22 protein-coding genes are annotated in these 21926 nt (G+C 36.5%); 8 read left to right on the top strand and 14 right to left on the bottom strand.

All coding sequences use genetic code 11. From position 1 onward, the window contains the following. Positions 1–13: 13 nt before the first annotated feature. The 7 genes from HNR69_RS03740 to HNR69_RS03710 all read right to left on the bottom strand — a co-directional run bounded on the left by HNR69_RS03740 (position 14) and on the right by HNR69_RS03710 (position 4634). Positions 14–922: a Kiwa anti-phage protein KwaB-like domain-containing protein gene (locus HNR69_RS03740; RefSeq protein ID WP_135026490.1), complete on the bottom strand. Its 909-nt coding sequence runs from the start codon at positions 920–922 to the stop codon at positions 14–16. Between the two features lie 49 nt (positions 923–971). Next, on the bottom strand, positions 972–1415 hold the full coding sequence (locus HNR69_RS03735) for a very short patch repair endonuclease (RefSeq protein ID WP_075294314.1): 444 nt from the start codon (positions 1413–1415) through the stop codon (positions 972–974). Then, positions 1415–2500 (bottom strand): HpaII family restriction endonuclease, encoded by a 1086-nt coding sequence (locus HNR69_RS03730; RefSeq protein ID WP_075294315.1) that lies wholly within the window; start codon positions 2498–2500, stop codon positions 1415–1417. The genes HNR69_RS03735 and HNR69_RS03730 overlap by 1 nt, the downstream gene beginning before the upstream one ends. A gap of 5 nt (positions 2501–2505) precedes the next feature. Continuing rightward, the gene (locus HNR69_RS03725; protein WP_075294316.1) at positions 2506–3546 is read right to left on the bottom strand and encodes a DNA cytosine methyltransferase; all 1041 of its coding nucleotides are present in this window, start codon (positions 3544–3546) and stop codon (positions 2506–2508) included. Then, positions 3539–3754: a helix-turn-helix domain-containing protein gene (locus tag HNR69_RS03720; protein ID WP_008752997.1), complete on the bottom strand. Its 216-nt coding sequence runs from the start codon at positions 3752–3754 to the stop codon at positions 3539–3541. The genes HNR69_RS03725 and HNR69_RS03720 overlap by 8 nt, the downstream gene beginning before the upstream one ends. An 80-nt stretch (positions 3755–3834) precedes the next feature. Next, complete coding sequence (locus tag HNR69_RS03715; RefSeq protein ID WP_198351454.1) at positions 3835–4431, bottom strand: tyrosine-type recombinase/integrase; 597 nt, start codon at positions 4429–4431, stop codon at positions 3835–3837. An 11-nt stretch (positions 4432–4442) separates the two neighbouring features. Then, positions 4443–4634, bottom strand: coding sequence for a hypothetical protein (locus tag HNR69_RS03710; RefSeq protein WP_075294317.1), 192 nt, complete (start codon positions 4632–4634; stop codon positions 4443–4445). A 161-nt stretch (positions 4635–4795) separates the two neighbouring features. On the opposite strand from HNR69_RS03710, the gene HNR69_RS03705 reads away from it, so the two are divergent. Together HNR69_RS03705 and HNR69_RS03700 are read left to right on the top strand one after the other, a co-directional pair. Then, a complete protein-coding gene (locus HNR69_RS03705) occupies positions 4796–5398 on the top strand; it encodes a helix-turn-helix domain-containing protein (protein ID WP_075294318.1) in 603 nt (200 codons plus the stop codon). A 52-nt stretch (positions 5399–5450) separates the two neighbouring features. Further along, positions 5451–6119 (top strand): hypothetical protein, encoded by a 669-nt coding sequence (locus HNR69_RS03700; RefSeq protein WP_075294319.1) that lies wholly within the window; start codon positions 5451–5453, stop codon positions 6117–6119. Positions 6120–6305: 186 nt separating this feature from the next. On the opposite strand, the gene guaA is transcribed toward HNR69_RS03700, so the two are convergent. The 3 genes from guaA to guaB all read right to left on the bottom strand — a co-directional run bounded on the left by guaA (position 6306) and on the right by guaB (position 9741). Beyond that, positions 6306–7877 (bottom strand): glutamine-hydrolyzing GMP synthase, encoded by a 1572-nt coding sequence (guaA, locus tag HNR69_RS03695; RefSeq protein WP_075294320.1) that lies wholly within the window; start codon positions 7875–7877, stop codon positions 6306–6308. Between the two features lie 21 nt (positions 7878–7898). Then, entirely contained in the window at positions 7899–8207 is a 309-nt protein-coding gene (locus HNR69_RS03690) for a hypothetical protein (RefSeq protein WP_041605033.1), read from the bottom strand. 70 nt (positions 8208–8277) lie between these two features. After that, a complete protein-coding gene (gene guaB, locus HNR69_RS03685) occupies positions 8278–9741 on the bottom strand; it encodes an IMP dehydrogenase (protein WP_075294321.1) in 1464 nt (487 codons plus the stop codon). 166 nt (positions 9742–9907) lie between these two features. Between guaB and birA the strand changes: the two genes are divergently transcribed. Then, positions 9908–10840: a bifunctional biotin--[acetyl-CoA-carboxylase] ligase/biotin operon repressor BirA gene (gene birA, locus HNR69_RS03680; RefSeq protein ID WP_075294322.1), complete on the top strand. Its 933-nt coding sequence runs from the start codon at positions 9908–9910 to the stop codon at positions 10838–10840. A 223-nt stretch (positions 10841–11063) separates the two neighbouring features. Here the strand turns inward: birA and glnA are convergent, their stop codons facing one another. Then, positions 11064–12482 (bottom strand): type I glutamate--ammonia ligase, encoded by a 1419-nt coding sequence (gene glnA / locus HNR69_RS03675; RefSeq protein WP_075294323.1) that lies wholly within the window; start codon positions 12480–12482, stop codon positions 11064–11066. A 242-nt stretch (positions 12483–12724) separates the two neighbouring features. On the opposite strand from glnA, the gene typA reads away from it, so the two are divergent. After that, entirely contained in the window at positions 12725–14575 is a 1851-nt protein-coding gene (gene typA / locus HNR69_RS03670; RefSeq protein ID WP_012341568.1) for a translational GTPase TypA, read from the top strand. A 61-nt stretch (positions 14576–14636) separates the two neighbouring features. Here typA and rpsT read toward each other — a convergent pair whose 3' ends face one another. Next, positions 14637–14900 carry a 30S ribosomal protein S20 gene (rpsT, locus tag HNR69_RS03665; protein WP_011608572.1) on the bottom strand — a complete coding sequence of 88 codons (264 nt, stop codon included), beginning with the start codon at positions 14898–14900 and terminating at the stop codon, positions 14637–14639. Positions 14901–15177: 277 nt separating this feature from the next. Here rpsT and murJ point away from each other — a divergent pair, with 277 nt between their 5' ends. Further along, complete coding sequence (murJ, locus tag HNR69_RS03660) at positions 15178–16749, top strand: murein biosynthesis integral membrane protein MurJ (RefSeq protein WP_075294324.1); 1572 nt, start codon at positions 15178–15180, stop codon at positions 16747–16749. A 162-nt stretch (positions 16750–16911) separates the two neighbouring features. On the opposite strand, the gene ftsY is transcribed toward murJ, so the two are convergent. Then, positions 16912–18255, bottom strand: coding sequence for a signal recognition particle-docking protein FtsY (gene ftsY / locus HNR69_RS03655; RefSeq protein WP_075294325.1), 1344 nt, complete (start codon positions 18253–18255; stop codon positions 16912–16914). Positions 18256–18318: 63 nt separating this feature from the next. Between ftsY and rsmD the strand changes: the two genes are divergently transcribed. After that, positions 18319–18921, top strand: coding sequence for a 16S rRNA (guanine(966)-N(2))-methyltransferase RsmD (gene rsmD / locus HNR69_RS03650; protein WP_011608569.1), 603 nt, complete (start codon positions 18319–18321; stop codon positions 18919–18921). On the opposite strand, the gene dprA is transcribed toward rsmD, so the two are convergent. Beyond that, positions 18904–20010, bottom strand: a complete 1107-nt coding sequence (gene dprA, locus HNR69_RS03645) for a DNA-processing protein DprA (RefSeq protein ID WP_075294326.1) — start codon at positions 20008–20010, stop codon at positions 18904–18906. The two genes, rsmD and dprA, sit on opposite strands and share 18 nt — an antisense overlap. A 235-nt stretch (positions 20011–20245) precedes the next feature. Here dprA and tsaD point away from each other — a divergent pair, with 235 nt between their 5' ends. Next, a complete protein-coding gene (tsaD, locus tag HNR69_RS03640; RefSeq protein WP_011608567.1) occupies positions 20246–21274 on the top strand; it encodes a tRNA (adenosine(37)-N6)-threonylcarbamoyltransferase complex transferase subunit TsaD in 1029 nt (342 codons plus the stop codon). 61 nt (positions 21275–21335) lie between these two features. Beyond that, the gene (locus tag HNR69_RS03635) at positions 21336–21923 is read left to right on the top strand and encodes a thymidine kinase (protein ID WP_011608566.1); all 588 of its coding nucleotides are present in this window, start codon (positions 21336–21338) and stop codon (positions 21921–21923) included. The last annotated feature ends 3 nt before the right edge of the window (positions 21924–21926 follow it).

Below are 21926 nucleotides of genomic sequence, written 5' to 3'. Positions count from 1 at the left end.
AAACACCACCTTTTTATTTATCATCTACCCCTATTTGCTCATTAATGATACTTCTATAATATGAATCTCTCAATATTCTTAAAATATCCATTATCTGACTTTTATCTTCATACACTATTGAAAATGAAGGCTCTTCGTTATAATTAATTTCTAAGTTAAAAATATCTATAGTTTTCTTAATATTTTCATGATTCTCATAAGTTTTAGCAACGTTTATATTTTCGCTGGTCATTTTTGTAAGCGTTTTTCTATAACGTCCATCATTTAAACAATCTTCATAAAAGCTTTCAAAATTTGTTATCCCATTACTTAACCCATCTTGATTTAAAAAATCTGATGCTGTATCTCTAAATTGATCGTCTAAATTAAAAATTATCTCTAATGAATAATGAGATAATATGAGTATATCATCATTAACAACTATAAAATCTACTTCTCCATCTATTCCAATTAATTTACTTTCAATTTTATTTAGAGTATTTCCGTTGAATCTTGCAATAATCCCTCTTGAATGCAATTTCTTAAATTTGGTTACTCTTCTAAATATTTTTATATTGGGAAATTGATCATCATTTTTAGTTATCTCAAAAGTATAAAAACTATAATTGTCAGGATCTATTTCCGTTTCAACATGATCTGAATTATTAAAACTTTCTAAAACCCTACAATAATCACGTATATAGGAAGTTTTACAACTTTCTATAGTCTCATCTCTATACCCCGTTGGATTATAATCTACACTCGACTTATCTGCAAATTTATCAATATAATCTATTATTAAACTAATTAAATCGTCATAGATTTGTGCATCAATGTTAGGCGAAAAGCTCACATAGTTTCCATTTCTTAATTTTCTGGTAAAAAACAAATTGAATTCCAAATCATTTTCTTGCATCTTAGTTTTTAAAGTATTTATATCCATAATTTCCTCCTTAAATTATATCAATATTATGCTCAACAGCTTTAACATTTCATTCTTTTTCAACAATGCGTATAATCTCATAAACTAAGTTATCCAGTCTCTTTTGTACTAATTCCTTGTCTTTCATCATCTGTTTAATTTCGCATCCCCAAACAACGATTACTTTAATGCCCATGCTTTCAAGTTTGATGTAGTTTTGCTTATCTCTTTCAACATTTCCTTCAAGTTTGTTTTTCCAAAAATCGTGATTGTTTTTAGGAATGGATGAATGCCTGCAATTTTCATGCATGTGCCAAAAGCAACCGTTTACAAAGATAGCAACTCTGTATTTAGGAATATATAAATCAGGACTTCCAGGCAACTCCTTATAGTTTAATCTATATCTGAACCCCTTATGCCATAAAAGTTTTCTCAAGAAAACTTCAGGTGTTGTATTTTTACTTTTCACTCTTGCCATATTCTGACTTCTAGTCATAGGCTTCTTTTTCTTCATTATCTGAATCTCACTTGCAAATTTAAGTTAATAAAATCTTCCCCATTCTCACTGTATATTTCTCCAAAACCATGCCTTGAAGTGGATGCCGTTTCATATTTTGTGTTCTTCAGTAAGTATTCTTCAAAGTAATTTCTGTTGTATATATGATATGCAAGAACATCACCTTCTTTCGTTACGACAATATACCCTCCGGTCGCTTCATCCACACCATCCCAAACCGTAGCAGGTTTCATTCCCAATGCTACGGCGGTTAGAAACTTCTTGAATTTATACCTGTAAGCATTGACATTTCCGTAGTTCATAGGATTTTCACATTCAAGTTTTGCAACCATCTCATCGCAGTTGCTAATCCCGTCTCTATAGAAATACAAAAGAGTTTCGGCGATGATTTTATCCATATTACTGTCAATCAATACCAAATTATCGCTAAAAGTCTGATTATTCATTTTCCAATATTTCAATTGCCCGTTTTCGTCAATTATTTTATTGATACGCCCTCTGACATCCGTGTGATTTTTACCCGCCGATACAACATATATTTCATTTGCTTCTCGAACCAAGTCGGGACAACTGTGGATGATTTTATAAATAAAGTTTGTGGTTTTTCCGGCATTTAAAAGGGTAGGGGAAGAGCCCAATTCCGATTTTATGGAAAACCCTACCGTAGGGCTGTATCCGGTATTTATATCGATTATTTTTATTGTAATATCGCTTTTGTCCGTTGCAGGTGCCGACAACTTATAGCACAAAATTTTATCCATAAAATTCTGCGTTTTTTCTACAGAAAATGCTCCTTTTGAAGTTTTAGAGTTGATTTCATTTAACAGAAGTTCGGACTGCGTTTCAAACTCGGTCGCAGGTAATTCTTTCACTTTTGAACCGTTAATGTATATGGATATGATCTCTCCTGTAGCATATTCCTTGATTTCACCTTTGTTCTCTTCTCTTATTATCTTAATGATAGGGAAGTACACATCTTCCAATTTATTCAATTCACTGTCGGCCGCATATATCTTTCCGTCAGCCAAAAGTCTTAATAAAACATATATTTCCGACCATTCTCCTTTATTCCCTGTAAGCATTAATACTACCTCCACGCAATCGCAATCTGTTTATATGATTCTTCTCTTGGTTTCATTTCCGGCTTTTCCTTTTCAAGGCACAACTTAATCTGTCCAGCAATTGCACGTATGACGGGAACAGTTACCGAATTTCCGAATTGTTTATATAAATGTGTATCCGCAACCGGCAATTTGAATTCATCAGGAAAACCTTGAAGTCTTGCCCATTCTCTCGGAGTCATTTTACGAATGTATTCCCGATTGACCTCGCCTTTAATATGAGTAACCGGAGTAAAGTCCGTCAAACGCTCGTCTATGATAAGATTTCTCTCTCTTCCCATTCCGCCGCACACAATAGCTCCCGCCACGGAAGTCGCTTCTCTGATTTCATATCCGAAGCCGTTTCCTTTTGAAACATGCCTTTCTTTGTGCCTTTTTAACGATGCCAGATAAGCTGTAGATAAATAATATTTTGAAGACACTTCCTTTTCTTCAACAATATCTTTTATAACTTTTGTATCATCCGTTTTTTGAGGGAATACAAAATTCGAAGGTGCTATGTCATTCCTGAATGCTACAATATATATCCTTTCTCTGTTTTGCGGAACTCCGAAATCCTTACTGTTCAAAACTTGATAAAACACCGCATATCCCAATTCTTCCAAAATATTTCTAATTACCTGAAATGTACGCCCCCTATCATGATTAACAAGGTTTTTGACATTTTCACAAAACACAATTTTCGGTTTATGTTCCTTTATAATCCTTGCAACATCAAAAAACAATGTCCCTCTCGCATCCTCGAACCCTCTTTTATGTCCTGCAAGAGAAAACGCCTGACATGGAAAGCCGGCAAGCAATATATCATGATCCGGAATATCTTTTTCATCAACTTTTGTAATATCTCCGACTACATCGATACTGTCATTAAAATTTGCTTTATAAGTTTCTACCGCTTTTTCATCCCATTCGCTTATAAAAACGGTCTTGATATTTTTTCCGAATGCCTGGTCAAATCCAAGCCTGATCCCTCCGATACCGGCAAACAAATCAATTGATTTATACATCTTGTTTTCCTCTTTCATACTCAATGATATCTTCAATGTTACAATTCAATCTCTCACATATTCTTCCTAAGATTTCAAGTCTTACGGGTTCGTTTCGTCCCATTCTTGAAATGGTGGACGGACCGGTTTCTATTAATTTCTGCAAATCGCCTTTATTCATATTTCTGTCGATTAACAACTTCCATAACTTGTTATATGAGAATTTCATAATACTCCTCTTCTCTATTCATTCGCATAGAATTTCTATGTTTTTTATAACATTTTTTTGTAAAAAATGAAATCCCGATTTTATCTTTCAATACCTCGATTTTTAGGTAACTTTCTTTCCCGATCTTCTTCCCCGATTTCTTTAATTTGTTTCAAGATGCTTTCCCTCGGCTTTTTCTCTATCCTTTGTTCTCTGCCCGGATAATCATCCATATTATTCTTAAGGTGTCTAAGCTCGGTAAAGCCATAATACTTATTGGCATGATTAAGAATTGCATTCTGAATTGTTCTTAAGTAAGTTTGAGAATATTGTTTCCCCTCACCATCTGACTTTTTAAGCAATTCATTTTGCCATTGTAAAATATCCGAAGCTGTTATTTCAGCTATAGATTTCTTGGCAAAGTACGGGATTATTTTCGTTTCTATAATATGAACCTTTGTCAAATAAGTGTTGTATTTAATCCTCGGCTTTAAATCGCTCAAATAGATTTCAACAAAGGATTCAAATAACATATTCAAATCTCTTGACTTACTCGCTAAAAACTCCCTTTCATATTCCAATGCCTCTCTCTTTGTAGCGAATCCACGTTTTGTATGGATTTGTTTTACTCCTTGCCAATCAACATACCTCAAGTAAATTTTCCAGGTACCTCTTTCTTTATCCTTGCTTGCTGACACAGCACCACCTCCTACACTTCTTTCGATTGTCCATAACAGTTTTCTTCATAAAATTTTCGATTAACTTTGCCTGCAATCACTATCAGATTTGGATTGCCTTTTAACATTCTCTCACTTAATTCTTTTATCATTTTGTATGCCTTAGGTTTTGAAACTCCCCAATCTTTGCTGACTTCTTCAGCATCAACATACATTTTTCTCATATTTTTCCTCCTTCCTCGTTTATTTTAACTTGCGATATATATTAGCATACTGATTTATATAATATAAGCAAATAGTTATTTCTGATTTTTATCAGAATTTCTATTTATTTTTAGTATACGATTTGATATAATCAGATATAATAAATATAGGAGATTTTAATATGAATAGTAAAACTGTATCGGAACGATTGAAATATCTTCGTTCTATAAATAAAAAAACACAAAAAGAATTTGCCGAGTTTTTGGGAATCCCTCAGCCTTCTATGTCTGCATACGAAAACGGAAAAAACAATCCTACAATAGATGTTCTGATAGATATTGCCGATAAATGCAAAGTATCTTTAGACTGGCTTGCTGGAAGAAGTGACTATACTTTAGGTCTTTCAAGCATGAGAGATTTTGTATTATTTATGTATGAACTTGCAATGAAAAAAGAAATCGGATTTGAAATAATTGTGGAAGACAAATTCCCCAATAATGATATTGAAACAGAAGAAAATAAATGGAATGCTAAGCTTGTATTCTATGGTAATGATAAAGAGCACGCTTTTAATGCTGACGTATGCAATATCCTAAAAGAATTGTCCAATAATCTGTTTGACTTGGAGTCTTACTCTATTACAAAAGAACAGTTTGATTCTATGAAAAATAAATCTGTAGAGTATTACACTCTTCCACTAACACAGAAAGAATTTGAAGAACTGTCAAGAGATGAAATTTTAAAAAAGAGAATTGAATACTTGAAAGAAAATAATCTTCTATAATTTTTAATTTTGATATAGAACATTACACTACAAATAAACGAGAGGTACATATATGAGATTTAGTGATTTATTTATCAGCTACAAATTTGGTTTAAAAGATATCAAAAGTACCATTCCATTTACTGAACTTCCACTTTACAGAAAGATTTTTATAATTATTTTTCTTACTGGAATTATCATCAGTGGAATTTTGCTTATTTTTAAACAAAATATATTTTCATTTATCCCAATAGGATTAAGCTTAATTTCGCTTATAATTTTTGCTATAATTGATTCTAAAAAGAGTAATCTTAGTCACATGCTTGAAAATCACCACATTCCTTATTCTGAAAAGCGAATGGGCATGACCATTGAGGTTTTAAAAAAATATAAGATTAACATAGAAAATGTAGATTCCATTGATATGCTAATCACGGAAGCAAAATATGCACAAGCCGAATGTGATTTCTTGTCACAATTCGAAAAACCTTTTAAAACATTAGGTGCTATCATTATTCCTATTGTCATATTTGTTGCAAAGAAAATTAGTGAAGCAGCTACCCCAACCGATATACTTAATATGGCTGCATTAGCAATAATCTTAATTTTACTAATTTTTTCACTCATATTTTCTTTGGTACCTATCATAAAGGATTTATTTTATCGTGATTATAATAAATATACCGAATTAATGTATGACTTAAGACAAGTAAAACTTTTCTATGCAAAAAAAATTAGCTAAGAATTTATTATTTAATTCATGATTATTAAAATGAAATGCTATGGGAACTTCCTGTAGCATTTTTAAATACAAAAAAATCACCCAAAGAATTACTCTTCAGGTGACCCATTTCTAAAATTTACAAGCATTTTGCAAGCACGCCACTTACAAAACAGCTATTTATAAGGCTTTAGAGCCTGTTTTTAACTACTCCCACTCAATCGTTGCCGGTGGTTTGCCTGAGATATCATAAACTACACGGGAGATGCCGTTGACTTCGTTGATAATGCGATTTGAGATTTTACCTAATAAATCATAAGGTAGGTTTGCCCAATGTGCGGTCATAAAGTCAATGGTTTCGACCGCTCTTAGGCTAATAACCCAATCATATTTACGACCGTCGCCCATTACCCCGACAGATTTTACCGGCAAGAAGACACTGAACGCTTGGCTGACTTTGTAGTACCAATCTGCTTTATGCAGTTCTTCGATAAAAATTGCATCGGCTTTACGCAGTAAATCGCAATATTCTTTTTTGATTTCACCCAGTACACGTACACCTAATCCAGGGCCTGGGAATGGGTGGCGATTAAGCATTTCTGCAGGCAAGCCGAGTGCCAAGCCGATTTTACGCACTTCATCTTTGAAGAGTTCACGTAATGGCTCAACTAAACCTAATTTCATATAATCGGGTAAGCCTCCTACATTGTGGTGAGATTTGATAACGTGGGCTTTTCCGGTTTTGCTTGCTGCCGATTCGATAACATCAGGGTAAATCGTACCTTGAGCTAACCATTTTACGTCAGTTAATTTTTTTGCTTCATCATCGAATACATCAACGAATACTTTACCGATAGTTTTGCGTTTTGCTTCCGGTTCATCAATTCCTTTTAATGCTTCTAAAAAGCGATCTTCTGCTTCTACTCGAATAATATTCAAGCCGAATTTATCACCGAACATTTCCATGACCTGATCGCCTTCATTTAGACGGAGTAAGCCGTTATCGACAAAGACACAATGTAAATTTTTACCGATGGCACGATGCAATAAAAGTGCGGTAACAGATGAATCCACGCCACCTGACAAGCCTAAAATTACTTCATCATCGCCCACTTGTGCTTTAATGCGAGCCACTGCATCTTCGATGATATTTTCTGCGGTCCAATTGGTTTCGCAACCGCAAATATCTACCACAAAATTTTGCAGTAATTTTTGACCGCACTTTGTGTGGGTAACTTCGGGGTGGAATTGCACGCCATAGAAACGACGGCTTTCATCTGACATAGCCGCGATCGGGCAAGTCGAGGTCATGCCTGTAATTTGGAAATTATCAGGTAGGCGAGTCACTTTATCGCCGTGGCTCATCCAAACATCAAGTGTAGTCTGAGAAGTGGTCGCATCATCATTGAGATGATCAAAAAGTGCGGTTGGATTTCGTAGAGAAACTTCAGCATAGCCAAACTCACGATGCGTAGAAGTTTCTGTTAAACCGCCCAACTGCATTGCCATGGTTTGCATGCCGTAGCAAATACCTAAAACGGGTACACCTGCATTGAAAACGTATTCAGTTGCACGTGGACTATTCGCTTCAGTCGTACTTTCCGGTCCGCCAGAAAGAATAATCCCTGTTGGGTTAAATTCACGGATCTGTGCTTCCGTTACATCCCAAGCCCATAGCTCGCAATACACCCCGATTTCACGTACACGACGTGCGATAAGTTGCGTATATTGTGAACCGAAATCTAAAATGAGGATTTTATGGTGATGGATATTTGTCATTTTGTTTCCTAAAGTTTTAGTTTATTTTTTAGATACGCGAAAGTAAGTCCCGCCATGACCGTCACTAACATATTTCACATTAAAAACGTTTGTTATATTACAGCCTGTTACAGTCCAAGTTTCATTTACATTACCTGCACTCGGTATTGAATTGATTTCCGTATGGATTTTTTCTATTCCACAATTATTTATAGCACGAAAATATAGCCTAATAGTGCTTTCTGTATCTGATTTTAATAACCAGTCTGCTGTTGTTTGCCCTGAATATGATGGACCAAAAATGCCACAGCCGGACAATAACAGTATAGAAATCAAACCTAATTTTTTCATTTTATGCTCCTTATCTCAGTACAAGCGACACAAATTCTGCAAATTTTGCAAAAACCAACCGTTTGTTATATCAGCCCATTCGATAATTCGGTGCTTCTTTGGTAATGGTCACATCGTGAACGTGACTCTCTTTGATGCCTGCTCCGCTGATACGTACAAATTGGGCTTTAGTGCGTAATTCTTCGATAGTCGCACAGCCGGTTAAGCCCATGCAAGAACGTAATCCACCCATTTGTTGGTGGATAATTTCTTTTAATAAGCCTTTGTATGGAATACGCCCTTCAATCCCTTCAGGCACTAGCTTATCCGCAGCATTATCGGATTGAAAATAACGATCGGAAGATCCTTTTGACATTGCACCAAGGGAACCCATACCTCGGTAAGATTTAAATGCTCGCCCTTGATAAAGTTCGATTTCACCCGGTGCTTCTTCCGTTCCTGCAAACATTGATCCGACCATAACACAAGATGCACCTGCTGCAATCGCTTTAGCGATGTCACCCGAATAGCGGATACCACCATCGGCAATCACTGGAATACCACGCTCACGCAATGCTTCAGCAGCATCAGCAATCGCCGTAATTTGTGGCACCCCCACACCTGTTACAATACGAGTCGTACAAATTGATCCCGGTCCAATCCCAACTTTAACCGCACTTGCCCCCGCATCAGCTAATGCAATCGCACCTTCCGCTGTTGCAATATTCCCTGCAATAATAGGTAAATTTGGATATTTAGCACGAGTTTCACGTACCCGTTGCAACACGCCTTCGGAATGTCCGTGTGATGAATCAATCAATAAAATGTCCACACCGGCATTTACTAAGGCTTCAATACGTTCTTCATTACCGGGACCGGCACCGACTGCGGCACCAACACGTAAACGACCAAATTCATCTTTACACGCATTCGGCTTACTTTCGGCCTTTTGGTAGTCTTTTAAGGTAATCATTCCTTTTAGTTTAAAGCTGTTATCCACTACCAGCACTTTTTCAACACGATGTTCGTGCATTAAATGGAAAATTTCTTCTCGAGTAGCCCCTTCTTTCACAGTAACTAAACGATCTTTTGGGGTCATAAAATCCGCAACAGTTTTATTCAAGTCTGAAACGAAACGTGTATCACGCCCTGTAATGATCCCTACCAACCCTTTTTGTTCATCAACTACAGGATAACCTGCAAACCCGTTTTTCTTAGCCAATTCCGCTAATTCAGTTAACGTCATTGTTGGTGAAACGGTAACCGGTTCAGATACAATTCCACTTTCGAATTTTTTTACTTTACGCACACGATCTGCTTGACGTTCAATGGTCATATTTTTATGAATAAATCCGATACCGCCCTCTTGAGCTAAAGAAATAGCCAATTTAGCCTCGGTAACGGTATCCATTGCGGCGGATAACATGGGAATATTTAGACGGATTTCTTTGGTCAGGTGAGTTGAAAGATTGGCAGTATTTGGAAGTACTGTAGAATGAGCCGGAACTAATAGAACGTCGTCAAAAGTTAAAGCTTCTTGTTTGATGCGTAACATAGCAATATTCTCTCTATTAAGATTAAGGATAAAAAATATTGCGTCGGGATTATACAGATCTCATACTTGTTTGAAAATGCTTTTTTATAATTATTTCTTCTTGAAAAAGATTGTGTTAAAAATGCGTTTAACAGAGATTTTATGTAATAGGAACGATGAGGAAAAAATGTTTAAATTATTGTCTATTCTAGCAGATTGCAAACCTTATTCTTATGAAAATTTGACCGCACTTTTAGACCTGACAAAAGAACAGCTGGAAGAGCGGATAGCACAATTAAGGCAACAGGGAATTTTTATTGTTATTGATGAGCAAAATATTTCTTTAAAACCGCAACTTCCTTTATTAAATCTCTCTTATTTGGCAACAAAATTGAGTCCCTATAAGATTTATTATCACCCTATTATCAATTCAACTAATCAGTATCTCATGGAAAACATTTTACAGTTGAAAAAAGGAGACTTGTGTTTTACCGAGTATCAATTTGCAGGGCGAGGTAGACGAGGACGGGAATGGCAATCGCCTTTTGCCGGTCAACTAATGGTGAGTTTTTATTGGACATTCAATCCGACAGTTTCGTTAAACGGTTTAAGTTCAGTATTAGGACTGGCAACTGCTGAAGTGCTAAATGAAATGGGTGCGGGGGTTAAGTTAAAATGGCCGAATGATCTGCTATTGTTCGGACGGAAATTAGCAGGAATTTTAGTTGAAATCGTCAATGCTAAAAATGGATTACTTAATTTTATCGTTGGCATTGGGATAAATTTATCTTTACCGCAAGAAAACAAAATTGATCAACCTTGGGCGGAATTATTGGAAACTTTGCCGGAAATAGATCGTAATGATCTTGCAATTCAATTAGTAAAAAAATGGTATCAATATTTGACTATTTTTGAGCAACAGGGAATGCATGCTTTTTTTCAGCGTTGGATTAAGTTGGATTATTTTTTTGGACAAGAAGTAAATATTATTAGCGAAAAAGAAATCGTTTGTGGAATTGAGCAAGGTATTGATGAAGAGGGTTATCTATTAGTAGCGTTGAATAATGGAGTGTTGAGAAAATTTAACGGAGGAGAAGTTTCGCTGAGAAAAAAAGAGTAAAAAGTGCGGTATAAAATTAAGAATTGCCAGCGAAGAAAATATCCTCTTATCAGAGTAAGTCGGGAAAATTTCAGATACTTTATTACAACAATTTGAATATATTCACGTGAAACTAAAAGGACTGCGACCTGTAAATGATATAACACAGTCCTTGAATTAAATCTGTCTAGCCTGTGAGGTCAGATCAAACAAATTTAGTCGCTTTTTGTTTATCTAACCAGTATTAAGCGTAGTACATTTCAAATTCTACTGGATGTGGTGTCATATTTAAACGTTCCACTTCTTTACGTTTCATTGCAATAAACGTATCAATAAATTCTTTGCTGAACACTTTACCATGCGTTAAGAATTCATAATCTTTTTCTAAATTATCTAACGCTTCACTTAATGAACTTGCAACGGCAGGAATGTCTTTCAGTTCTTCCGGCGGTAAATCATAGAGGTTTTTGTCCATTGCATCACCAGGGTAAAGTTTGTTTTGAATACCGTCTAAACCAGCCATTAATAATGCTGAAAACGCTAAGTATGGGTTAGCCAACGGATCGGGGAAACGTGCTTCAATACGAATAGCCTTAGGATTAGTAACCGCCGGAATACGAATTGATGCAGAGCGGTTACTTGCTGAATAAGCCAATAAAACAGGTGCTTCAAACCCCGGAACTAAGCGTTTATAAGAGTTGGTTGATGGGTTGGTAAACGCATTTAAGGCTTTGGCATGCTTAATAATCCCCCCAATGAAATAAAGTGCGGTCTCAGAAAGACCTGCATATTTATCACCTTGGAAAATATTTTTCCCGTCCTTACTCAAAGACATGTTGCAATGCATACCTGAACCGTTGTCGTTTATAATCGGCTTTGGCATAAAGCAAGCTGTCTTGCCATGTTCATACGCAACATTTTGCACAATATATTTATAAATTTGCGTTTCGTCTGCTTTTAACGTAAGTGTATTAAATTTAGTGGCAATTTCATTTTGCCCCGCTGTTGCAACTTCGTGGTGATGGGCTTCAATCACTAATCCCATTTCTTCCATTAACAAACACATTTCCGAGCGAATATCATGTGCGATATCATTCGGTGCAACTGCACAATATCCCCCTTTCTTCAAAGGACGATAGGCTTTATTTCCACCTTCATAGTGTTTATTTGTATTCCATGCTGCCTCAATATCGTCGACAGTATAAGAGTTACTGTTCATCGAGACATCAAAACGCACATCATCAAATAAGAAAAACTCTGGTTCAGGGCCAAAAAATACATCATCCGCAACGCCTGTTGAACGCATATAATTTTCTGCACGCATGGCAATTGAGCGTGGATCTCTGTCATAACTTTGCATGGTAGTCGGTTCAAAAATACTGCAACGGATTGAAAGTGTCGGAATTTGAGCAAAAGGATCAACAACGGCGGTTTCAGCAATTGGCATCAATAACATATCTGCCTTATTTATGGCTTTCCAACCTTCAACTGAGGAGCCATCAAACATTTTACCGTCTTCAAACAAGTCCTCATCAACTAAACTGACCGGCAGGGAAACCCCATGTTCTTTACCTTTGATATCGGTAAAACGAAGAAGAACAAACTTAATATTATTTTCTTCGATTAACTTGAATACATTTGTAATAGCTGTTGTGTTTGACATAATACTCTCTCTACTTTAGTGGGAACGGAAATAAATTTGAACGGAGATTATAATCAATTAGAGGGGAATAGGATAGGGAATTTTATATCGGTGAAGGTCGGAGGTCGTTTTTTTATAGCTCCTAATAACAAAAAGTTGTATAATCGGCGACCTTTCCGCACGGTATAGATGTAAAAATGAACTATTTTGAAACGTAAAGTGCGGAAGAAATTTTTAATTTTTTATAACTCTAGATTATTCAAATGACAGATAAAATTGATATTCAAAAATTACGCAATATTGCAATTATTGCACACGTTGACCATGGTAAAACAACCCTCGTTGACAAGCTTCTTAAACTTTCAGGCACATTAGACACTTCTCGTGGTGATACTGATGAACGTGTAATGGATTCCAATGACTTGGAAAAAGAACGTGGAATTACTATTCTTGCGAAAAATACCGCAATTAATTGGAACGGCTATCGTATTAATATCGTGGATACACCAGGACACGCAGACTTCGGTGGAGAAGTAGAGCGAGTACTTTCAATGGTAGATTCCGTATTGTTGGTTGTCGATGCCTTTGATGGTCCAATGCCACAAACCCGCTTCGTCACCCAAAAAGCCTTCTCACATGGTTTAAAACCGATTGTTGTAATCAATAAAGTGGATCGTCCCGGAGCACGTCCTGACTGGGTAGTAGATCAAGTATTTGATCTCTTTGTAAATTTGGGTGCCACAGATGAACAACTTGATTTTCCTATTATTTATGCTTCTGCGTTAAACGGTGTAGCCGGTCTTGAACATGAAAAATTGGCTTCTAATATGGATCCGCTCTTTGAAGCAATTATTGAACATGTTTCACCGCCGGATGTTGAGTTGGATGCACCGTTCCAAATGCAAATCTCCCAATTAGATTACAGCAAATATTTAGGTGTCATTGGGATTGGACGTATTAAACGTGGTACAGTAAAACCAAATCAACCTGTTACATTAATTGATCCTGAAGGGAAAACCCGCAATGGTCGTATCGGTCAGGTTTTAGGACACTTAGGTTTACAGCGTTACGAAGCTCAAGAAGCTTATGCAGGTGATATTATAGCCATTACCGGTTTAGGTGAGTTAAATATTTCAGATACTGTTTGTGATATTAACAATGTGGAAGCATTGCCTGCATTAAGCGTTGATGAACCGACAGTAACTATGTTCTTTTGTGTAAATACTTCACCATTCTGTGGAAAAGAAGGTAAATTTGTCACTTCCCGCCAAATTTTAGAGCGTTTGAAAAAAGAGCTTGTACATAATGTAGCATTGCGTGTAGAAGAAACGGATGATTCGGATATTTTCAGTGTATCCGGCCGTGGGGAATTGCACTTATCCGTATTAATTGAAAATATGCGTCGTGAAGGCTATGAGCTGGCGGTTTCTCGTCCTAAAGTAATTTTTAAAGAAATTGATGGTCGCAAGCAAGAGCCTTTCGAGCAAGTGACTATTGATATTGAAGAACAACATCAAGGTTCTGTCATGGAAGCACTCGGTATTCGCAAAGGTGAAGTACGTGATATGATACCGGACGGTAAAGGTCGTACTCGCTTAGAATACATTATTCCAAGTCGTGGTCTCATTGGTTTCCGTAATGAATTTATGACAATGACTTCAGGGACAGGCTTACTTTACTCAAGTTTCAGCCATTATGATGATGTAAAACCGGGTGAAATTGGCCAGCGTATTAACGGCGTACTGATTTCAAACGGTACAGGTAAAGCCTTGGCTTATTCACTTTATGCCCTACAAGATCGTGGCAAGCTAATGGTTGATCATGGTGCAGAAATTTATGAAGGACAAATAATTGGTATTCATAGTCGCTCTAATGATTTAACTGTCAATCCGCTGGAGGGTAAAAAACTCACCAATATGCGTGCTTCAGGTAAAGATGATGCTTTGACTTTAACCACACCATTGAAACTCACACTTGAACAAGCATTAGAGTTTATTGATGATGATGAGTTAGTTGAAGTAACGCCAATTTCTGTACGTATTCGTAAAAAACTTTTAACTGAGGTAGAGCGTAAACGTGCAAACCGTACGACAACGAGTACCAGTACCCGTTAATCAACAGCTGATAAAAAACCGCACTTTAAAGTGCGGTTTTGTTTTTATCGGTTTTAAAAAATTACGCTAATTTTTTGATTTGTGCCGCTAACTTAGATTTGTGGTTAGCTGCTTTGTTAGCGTGAATTAAGCCTTTAGATGCCATGCGGTCTACAACTTTTTGCATTTCAACAAAAGCAGCTTGAGCTACTGCTTTATCACCTGTTGCTACTGCTGCATAGGTTTTTTTGATAAAAGTACGCATCATAGAGCGTTGGCTTGCGTTATGTTGACGGCGTTTTTCAGATTGAACCGCACGTTTTTTAGCTGACTTGATATTAGCCAAGGTCAAACTCCTAAAATATCTGTTAGTTTACGAAAAAATAAAGGCGTAAAATATGCCTTTTTTCTATACAATTGTCAATAAACAATTAGCAAAATTTGGGTTGAGGATTTCGGTGAGACACAACCGAAACAACCATCGTTAGCTTTCCTCAATTGCCTTTAGTTGTTGAGCCTAGTTACGATGTAGGCGGAATTCTAACAGTTTTTTCGTTTGGAATATAGCTTAAAAACAAAATTTATATACAATTAAGCCAATTTTTCATGAAAGGAAACTTATTTTGAGCAAAAAATTATTGAAATCAGGCATTATCGTCAGTGCAATGACTTTGTTATCACGTATCTTAGGTTTAATTCGTGATGTTATTACTGCACAAATATTAGGTGCAGGTGTAGTGGCGGATGTTTTTTTATTTGCTAATCGCATTCCAAATTTTTTAAGACGTTTATTTGCCGAAGGTGCTTTTTCACAAGCCTTTGTACCAGTTTTAGCAGAATACCAAAAATCAGGCGATTTAAGTAAAACCAGAGAATTTATAGGTAAAGTATCAGGTACTTTGGGCGGATTGGTTTCAGTAGTGACCTTATTAGCAATGCTTTTTTCTCCTGTAATTACGGCGATCTTTGGCACAGGTTGGTTTATTGATTGGCTAAATGACAGCCCCAATGCAATAAAATTTGAACAAGCCTCTTTACTCCTCAAAATTACTTTCCCTTATTTATGGTTTATCACTTTTGTGGCGTTATCCGGTGCAATTTTAAATACCATCGGTAAATTTGGCGTGATGTCTTTTTCGCCCGTTCTTCTCAATATAGCTATGATTTGCACCGCTCTTTTTCTCGCTCCTCGATTAGAAAGTCCTGATCTTGCTCTTGCTATCGGGATCTTTATTGGCGGCTTGCTACAATTTCTCTTTCAAATTCCTTTTTTAAAACAAGCCGGATTTTTAACAAAACCTCAATGGGCTTGGCATGATGAGGGCGTAAAAAAAATAAGAGCCTTGATGATTCCGGCACTATTCGGTGTTTCTGTAAATCAAATAAATCTTCTATTGGATACTTTTATTGCCAGTTTTTTAATGACCGGATCAATCAGCTGGCTTTATTACTCAGATCGCTTATTAGAATTTCCTCTCGGTTTATTTGGTATTGCGATTTCAACGGTTATTCTTCCAACTCTATCTCGACATTATGTTAATCGTACAGATAACATTGAAAAAAGTGCGGTTGATTTTCGTCAAACAATGGATTGGGGCGTCAGAATGATCTTATTATTTGGCATTCCGGCAATGATTGGTATTGCTGTTTTGGCACAACCGATGTTATTGGTACTGTTCATGCGTGGGAAATTTTCATTTTCTGATGTGCAAGCCGCCTCTTATTCCCTTTGGGCATTTAACGCCGGATTGTTGAGTTTTATGCTGATTAAAATTTTAGCCAATGGCTATTATGCTCGGCAAGATACCCAAACTCCGGTAAAAATTGGAATTATTGCTATGGTAAGTAATATGGGATTTAATTTACTCGCTATCCCGTTCAGTTATATTGGATTGGCTATCGCTTCAGCAATGTCAGCAACACTGAATGCTTACTTGCTTTATCGAGGATTAGCTAAAGCGGATATTTACCATTTTACTCGACAAAGTGCGGTCTTTTTTGTCAAAGTTTTAATCTCTGCGATCATTATGGGAATGGTTATTTGGTATTATTCACCAGCACTCAGTCTCTGGAAACAAATGACCTTTTTCACTCGTGTACATTGGCTGGGCTGGCTGATTTTCGTCGCTGTGATAACTTATTTTGTGATGTTAATATTGTTGGGCATCCGAAAACATCATCTTATTTCTAAGTAATGTTAAGTAAAATGATTTAAAACTAGATTGAATTCATATAAAAAAATACCGCACTTCCTATCATTAGAGGCATAGTCAACGATAGTATAGAATTTCCTACGTTTTATGCTAAATAATAACTTGCCATCTAAGATAATCATTCTAAGATCTGTATTTCAACATTTACTCTTCTTGTACAAAAAGTGCGTCAATAAATTCATCTGCTTGGAATGGGCGTAAATCATCGATTTTCTCACCGACACCAATATAGCGAATAGGTAAATTAAATTGATCTGCAATCGCAAAAATAACACCGCCTTTTGCTGTTCCATCCAACTTGGTTAGACTAATACCCGTTAATCCTACCGCTTCATTGAACAATTTCGCTTGACTAATTGCATTTTGTCCCGTCCCACTATCAAGAGTTAGCATGATTTCATGCGGTGCTGTTTTATCACATTTTTTTATCACACGAACAATTTTTTTCAACTCATCCATCAGGTTATTTTTATTCTGCAAACGCCCAGCCGTATCCGCAATAAGCACATCAATATTACGTGCCACTGCCGATTGCATAGCATCAAAAATGACAGAAGCAGAATCTGAACCTGTACTTTGTGCAATAACAGGAATCTGGTTACGTTCTCCCCAAACTTGAAGCTGCTCAACAGCCGCAGCACGGAACGTATCTCCTGCCGCCAACATAACGGATTTGCCTTGCCTTTGGAATTGATTAGCCAATTTGCCGATTGTAGTGGTTTTACCCACACCATTTACACCAACCATCAAGATAACATAAGGTTTTTTACTGTTATCAAGTTGTAAAGGTTGCTCGACCGGTTTTAAAATATCGGCTAATTCCACTTTAAGTTGTTGATAAAGTAAATCTGCCTCTTGCAATTGTTTACGGCTTGCATGCTGAATTAAATTATTGATGATTTTTGTCGTAGTTGGCACACCGATATCAGCGATCAATAGTTGTTCTTCTAACTCCTCAAATAACTCGTCATCAATTTTCTTGCCCAAAAACAAACTGCGGAAACCGATACCGATATTTTGCTTGGTTTTTAATAATCCTTTGACTAAACGACTAAAAAAACCATTTTCAGCCGGTTTTTCTTGTTCTTGCGGTATTACTTCTTTAACCGATGTAATCGTTGTTTCCTCTCGCTGCTCCTTATTGATAGCCTGATATGTTGTATCCTCTTCAATAAAAATATCTGTTTTTTCAACCGCACTTTCTATTTCTATTACAGTATTTTGAGACAGTTCCCGTTCATGAAGTGAGTATTCTTTTACCTCTTGCTCCTGTAAATGAGCGGATAAAACCAAGTCTGATGAAGTGTCATCAATATGCTCTGGTTCTTTTATAACCTGCTCTATATTCGAAGTAGATTCTTGCTCGCTTGCAACACTTTCCTGTTGTCCTGATTGTTGCTCCGGTTGCTGTTCTGATATCGGATCTTCTGTTTTCTGCCCCAATCCTAACCAAGACCAAAATCTACCTTTTTTCTTTTCTTCTGACATAAAATTGCTCACTTTTCTGTTAAAATTACGAAACTGCATTTAGTTTATCATAATTAATTTTTAATGAAAAAAAATCAACCAAACCGTATACAAGAGAAAAACAAAGGGGAAGTCAGAATTATTGCCGGACTTTGGCGTGCCAGAAAATTACCTGTTTTGAATTCTACAGGTTTAAGACCAACAGGAGATCGTGTTAAGGAAACCTTATTCAATTGGCTAATGCCTCATATCGTTGATTCCAATTGTTTAGACTGCTTTGCCGGAAGCGGTTCTCTCGGCTTTGAAGCACTTTCACGCCAAGCAAAAAATGTTACATTCCTTGAATTAGACAAAACAATAGCTAATCAGCTCAATAAAAATGTCGCTATATTAAAATGTACCAATGCAAACGTTATTAATCAAAACAGTTTGCACTATTTAAACAAAACTCAAACCGAACCGCACTTTGATATTGTTTTTATTGATCCTCCTTTCTACTTTAATCTTGCTGAACAAGCCATTAAGTTACTAGTACAGCATAATTGGTTACATGCCAATGCACTTATTTATGTGGAAACGGAACGAGAAAAAACCTTAACAACGCCTGCAAATTGGCAATTATTAAAAGAAAAAAACACAAAACAAGTCAGTTATCGCTTATATCAACATTTAAGTCCGTCGATATAACCCTTTTTCAGCAATAACGAGATCTTGCAATTCAAGTTCTAACAGCTGTATCAATAAGGTATCTACACTTAATCCGCTTTTATTTGATAATTCATCAAGCCCTACCGGCGTATAACCAATATGGGCATAGAGTTCAGGATAAGTCGGTGAAGCAGGTAACTTATAAGCCGGCGGAAATTGCGTTTCTATCTGTTTTGCTGTTAGTTGACGTTCATAATGCGTAAAAGGCGATAAATTTTCTACAATATCTGCAACATTCTCTACTAACAACGCACCGTCTTTTATTAATCTATGACACCCTTGACTATACTCATTTTGAATTTGTCCTGGAAGTGCAAAAACTTCTCTATTTTGTTCTAAAGCATAACGTGCAGTAATGAGTGAACCGCTTTTTTCTGTTGCCTCAACCACTAAAACACCTTTAGAAAGTCCGCTAATAATGCGATTACGTTGAGGAAAATGTTGTGGTTTGGGAGGCTGATGAGGTAAAAATTCTGACACTAACGCACCGCCATAATCTAGCATTTGTTGTGCTAATTTTTTATGTTGTTTGGGATACAACTCTTCCAAACCTCCCCCTAATACCCCGATAGTTTGTCCTTGAATATCCACAACAGCCTGATGACAAAAACCGTCTATCCCTAGAGCCAGTCCACTGGTAATAACAAAACCGGCAAGGAACAATTCCGTTGCAAAATACTTTGCCCAATACTCGCCATAATGTGAGCAATGACGGCTTCCTACAATAGCGACTTGTTGTTGAGCAAGTATTTCCGGATTGCCTTTGATAAATAACAAAGGGGGAGCACCTATGGTTTGCTTTAATAAATAAGGGTAATTCTCTTGATAGAAATTCATCAAATAATGTCCCTTTTTGCTTGCCCAAAATAATGCAGGTTCAATATATCTAAGATCCGGATACAACCATCTATTTATCTGTTCAGGTTTCCAGCCTAAATAATGAAACGCAACATCATCATAATCCTCTAATGTTTTTAAATCGATGTGTGATAAAAGTTGAGTTATTCCGGACGCTCCCAACTTCGGCACTTGTAACAAACGCAGTAACAGCTCATTCCGTTTATCCATATTTTTCCTATCTGTTCCGTACTCATAACTGGTAAGAGGTTAATACAAAAAAATTCATTTAGAAAATAAGCAAGCTAATTTTGCGAGATATGTCGAAAAAATAAAAAAATTCTAAAAAATACCGCACTTTTAAATACCGCACTTTTTCTCTTAAAAAAATCAATACGCTAGTTTAATTTAAGTAAAAAAGGTAGAATCTACTCTATTTCGAAATTCAATAAAGAAGAGAAACAAAATGCGTATTCTAGGCATAGAAACATCTTGTGATGAAACAGGCGTTGCCATTTACGATGAAAAAAAAGGATTGATTGCCAATCAACTGTATACTCAAATTGCTTTACATGCTGATTATGGCGGTGTTGTCCCTGAATTAGCGTCTCGTGATCATATCCGTAAAACCGCACCATTAATTCAGGCGGCTTTACAACAAGCGGGATTAGAAGCAAAAGACATTGATGGCATAGCTTACACTTGTGGACCGGGATTGGTGGGTGCACTTTTAGTAGGTTCAACAATTGCACGCTCGCTTGCCTATGCTTGGAACATTAAAGCTATTGGTGTACATCATATGGAAGGGCATTTACTTGCCCCTATGTTAGAAAATAATCCCCCAAAATTTCCTTTTGTAGCGTTATTAGTATCCGGCGGACATACACAGCTTGTTCGTGTTAATGCTGTAGGGCAATATGAATTACTGGGAGAAAGTATTGACGATGCTGCCGGTGAAGCATTTGATAAAACGGCAAAATTATTAGGATTGGATTACCCTGGAGGGAGTGCACTTTCACGTTTGGCAGAAAAAGGGAATCCCGAACGTTTTTTCTTTCCTCGTCCTATGACAGATCGCCCCGGCTTAGATTTTAGTTTTTCAGGGTTAAAAACTTTTGCCGCCAATACAATTAATCAAGCAATTAAACAAGAAGGTGAACTCACTGAACAAACTAAAGCAGATATCGCCTACGCATTCCAACAAGCAGTAGTAGATACGTTAGCAATTAAATGTCGTCGAGCTTTAAAAGAAACAGGCTTTAAACGCTTAGTCATTGCAGGCGGTGTGAGTGCAAATAAACAATTACGTCAATCTTTAGCGGATATGATGAAACAATTAAAAGGAGAGGTCTTTTACCCTCAACCTCAATTTTGTACAGATAACGGTGCAATGATTGCTTACGTCGGTTTTTTGCGTCTAAAACAAGGTGAATATTCACCTTTGGAAATTGACGTTAAACCCCGCTGGGCAATGACTGAACTGAAAGCAATTTAAGATAAATAATGGAAAAATCAAACTTAATATATATTATTTCCGGCGGTTGGGTATTAACATAATGGCAAAACTATATTTTTATTATTCCACAATGAATGCGGGGAAATCTACAACTTTATTACAATCGGATTATAACTATCGTGAACGTAACATGAATACGTTAGTTTATACAGCTGCCATCGACGATCGTTTTGGTAAAGGTAAAGTGAGTTCACGTATTGGCATTCATAGACAAGCGAATTTATTTCATAAAGACACTGATCTTTTTACTGAAATAGCACTGCATATTAAGCAGCAAAAATTACATTGTATTTTAATTGATGAAGCTCAGTTTTTAACGAAAGCACAAGTCTATCAACTAAGCAATGTGGTAGATGAACTCAATATTCCGGTATTATGCTATGGTCTGCGTACAGATTTCCAAGCAGAATTATTCGAAGGAAGCAAATATCTGTTGGCTTGGGCAGATCAACTTGAAGAATTGAAAACTATTTGTTACTGCGGTCGTAAAGCTAATTTTGTTTTACGCTTAAATGAACAAGGTAAAGCAGTCAAAGACGGTGAGCAAATTCAAATTGGCGGAAATGATAGTTATATGTCGGTATGCCGTAAACATTATAAAGAAATACTTTATTCTTCTAATGAATAATCC

Origin of the sequence: Histophilus somni (assembly GCF_014202395.1) — a bacterium.
GTDB lineage: Bacteria > Pseudomonadota > Gammaproteobacteria > Enterobacterales > Pasteurellaceae > Histophilus > Histophilus somni.
This window is presented reverse-complemented; position numbering and strand designations above follow the sequence as displayed.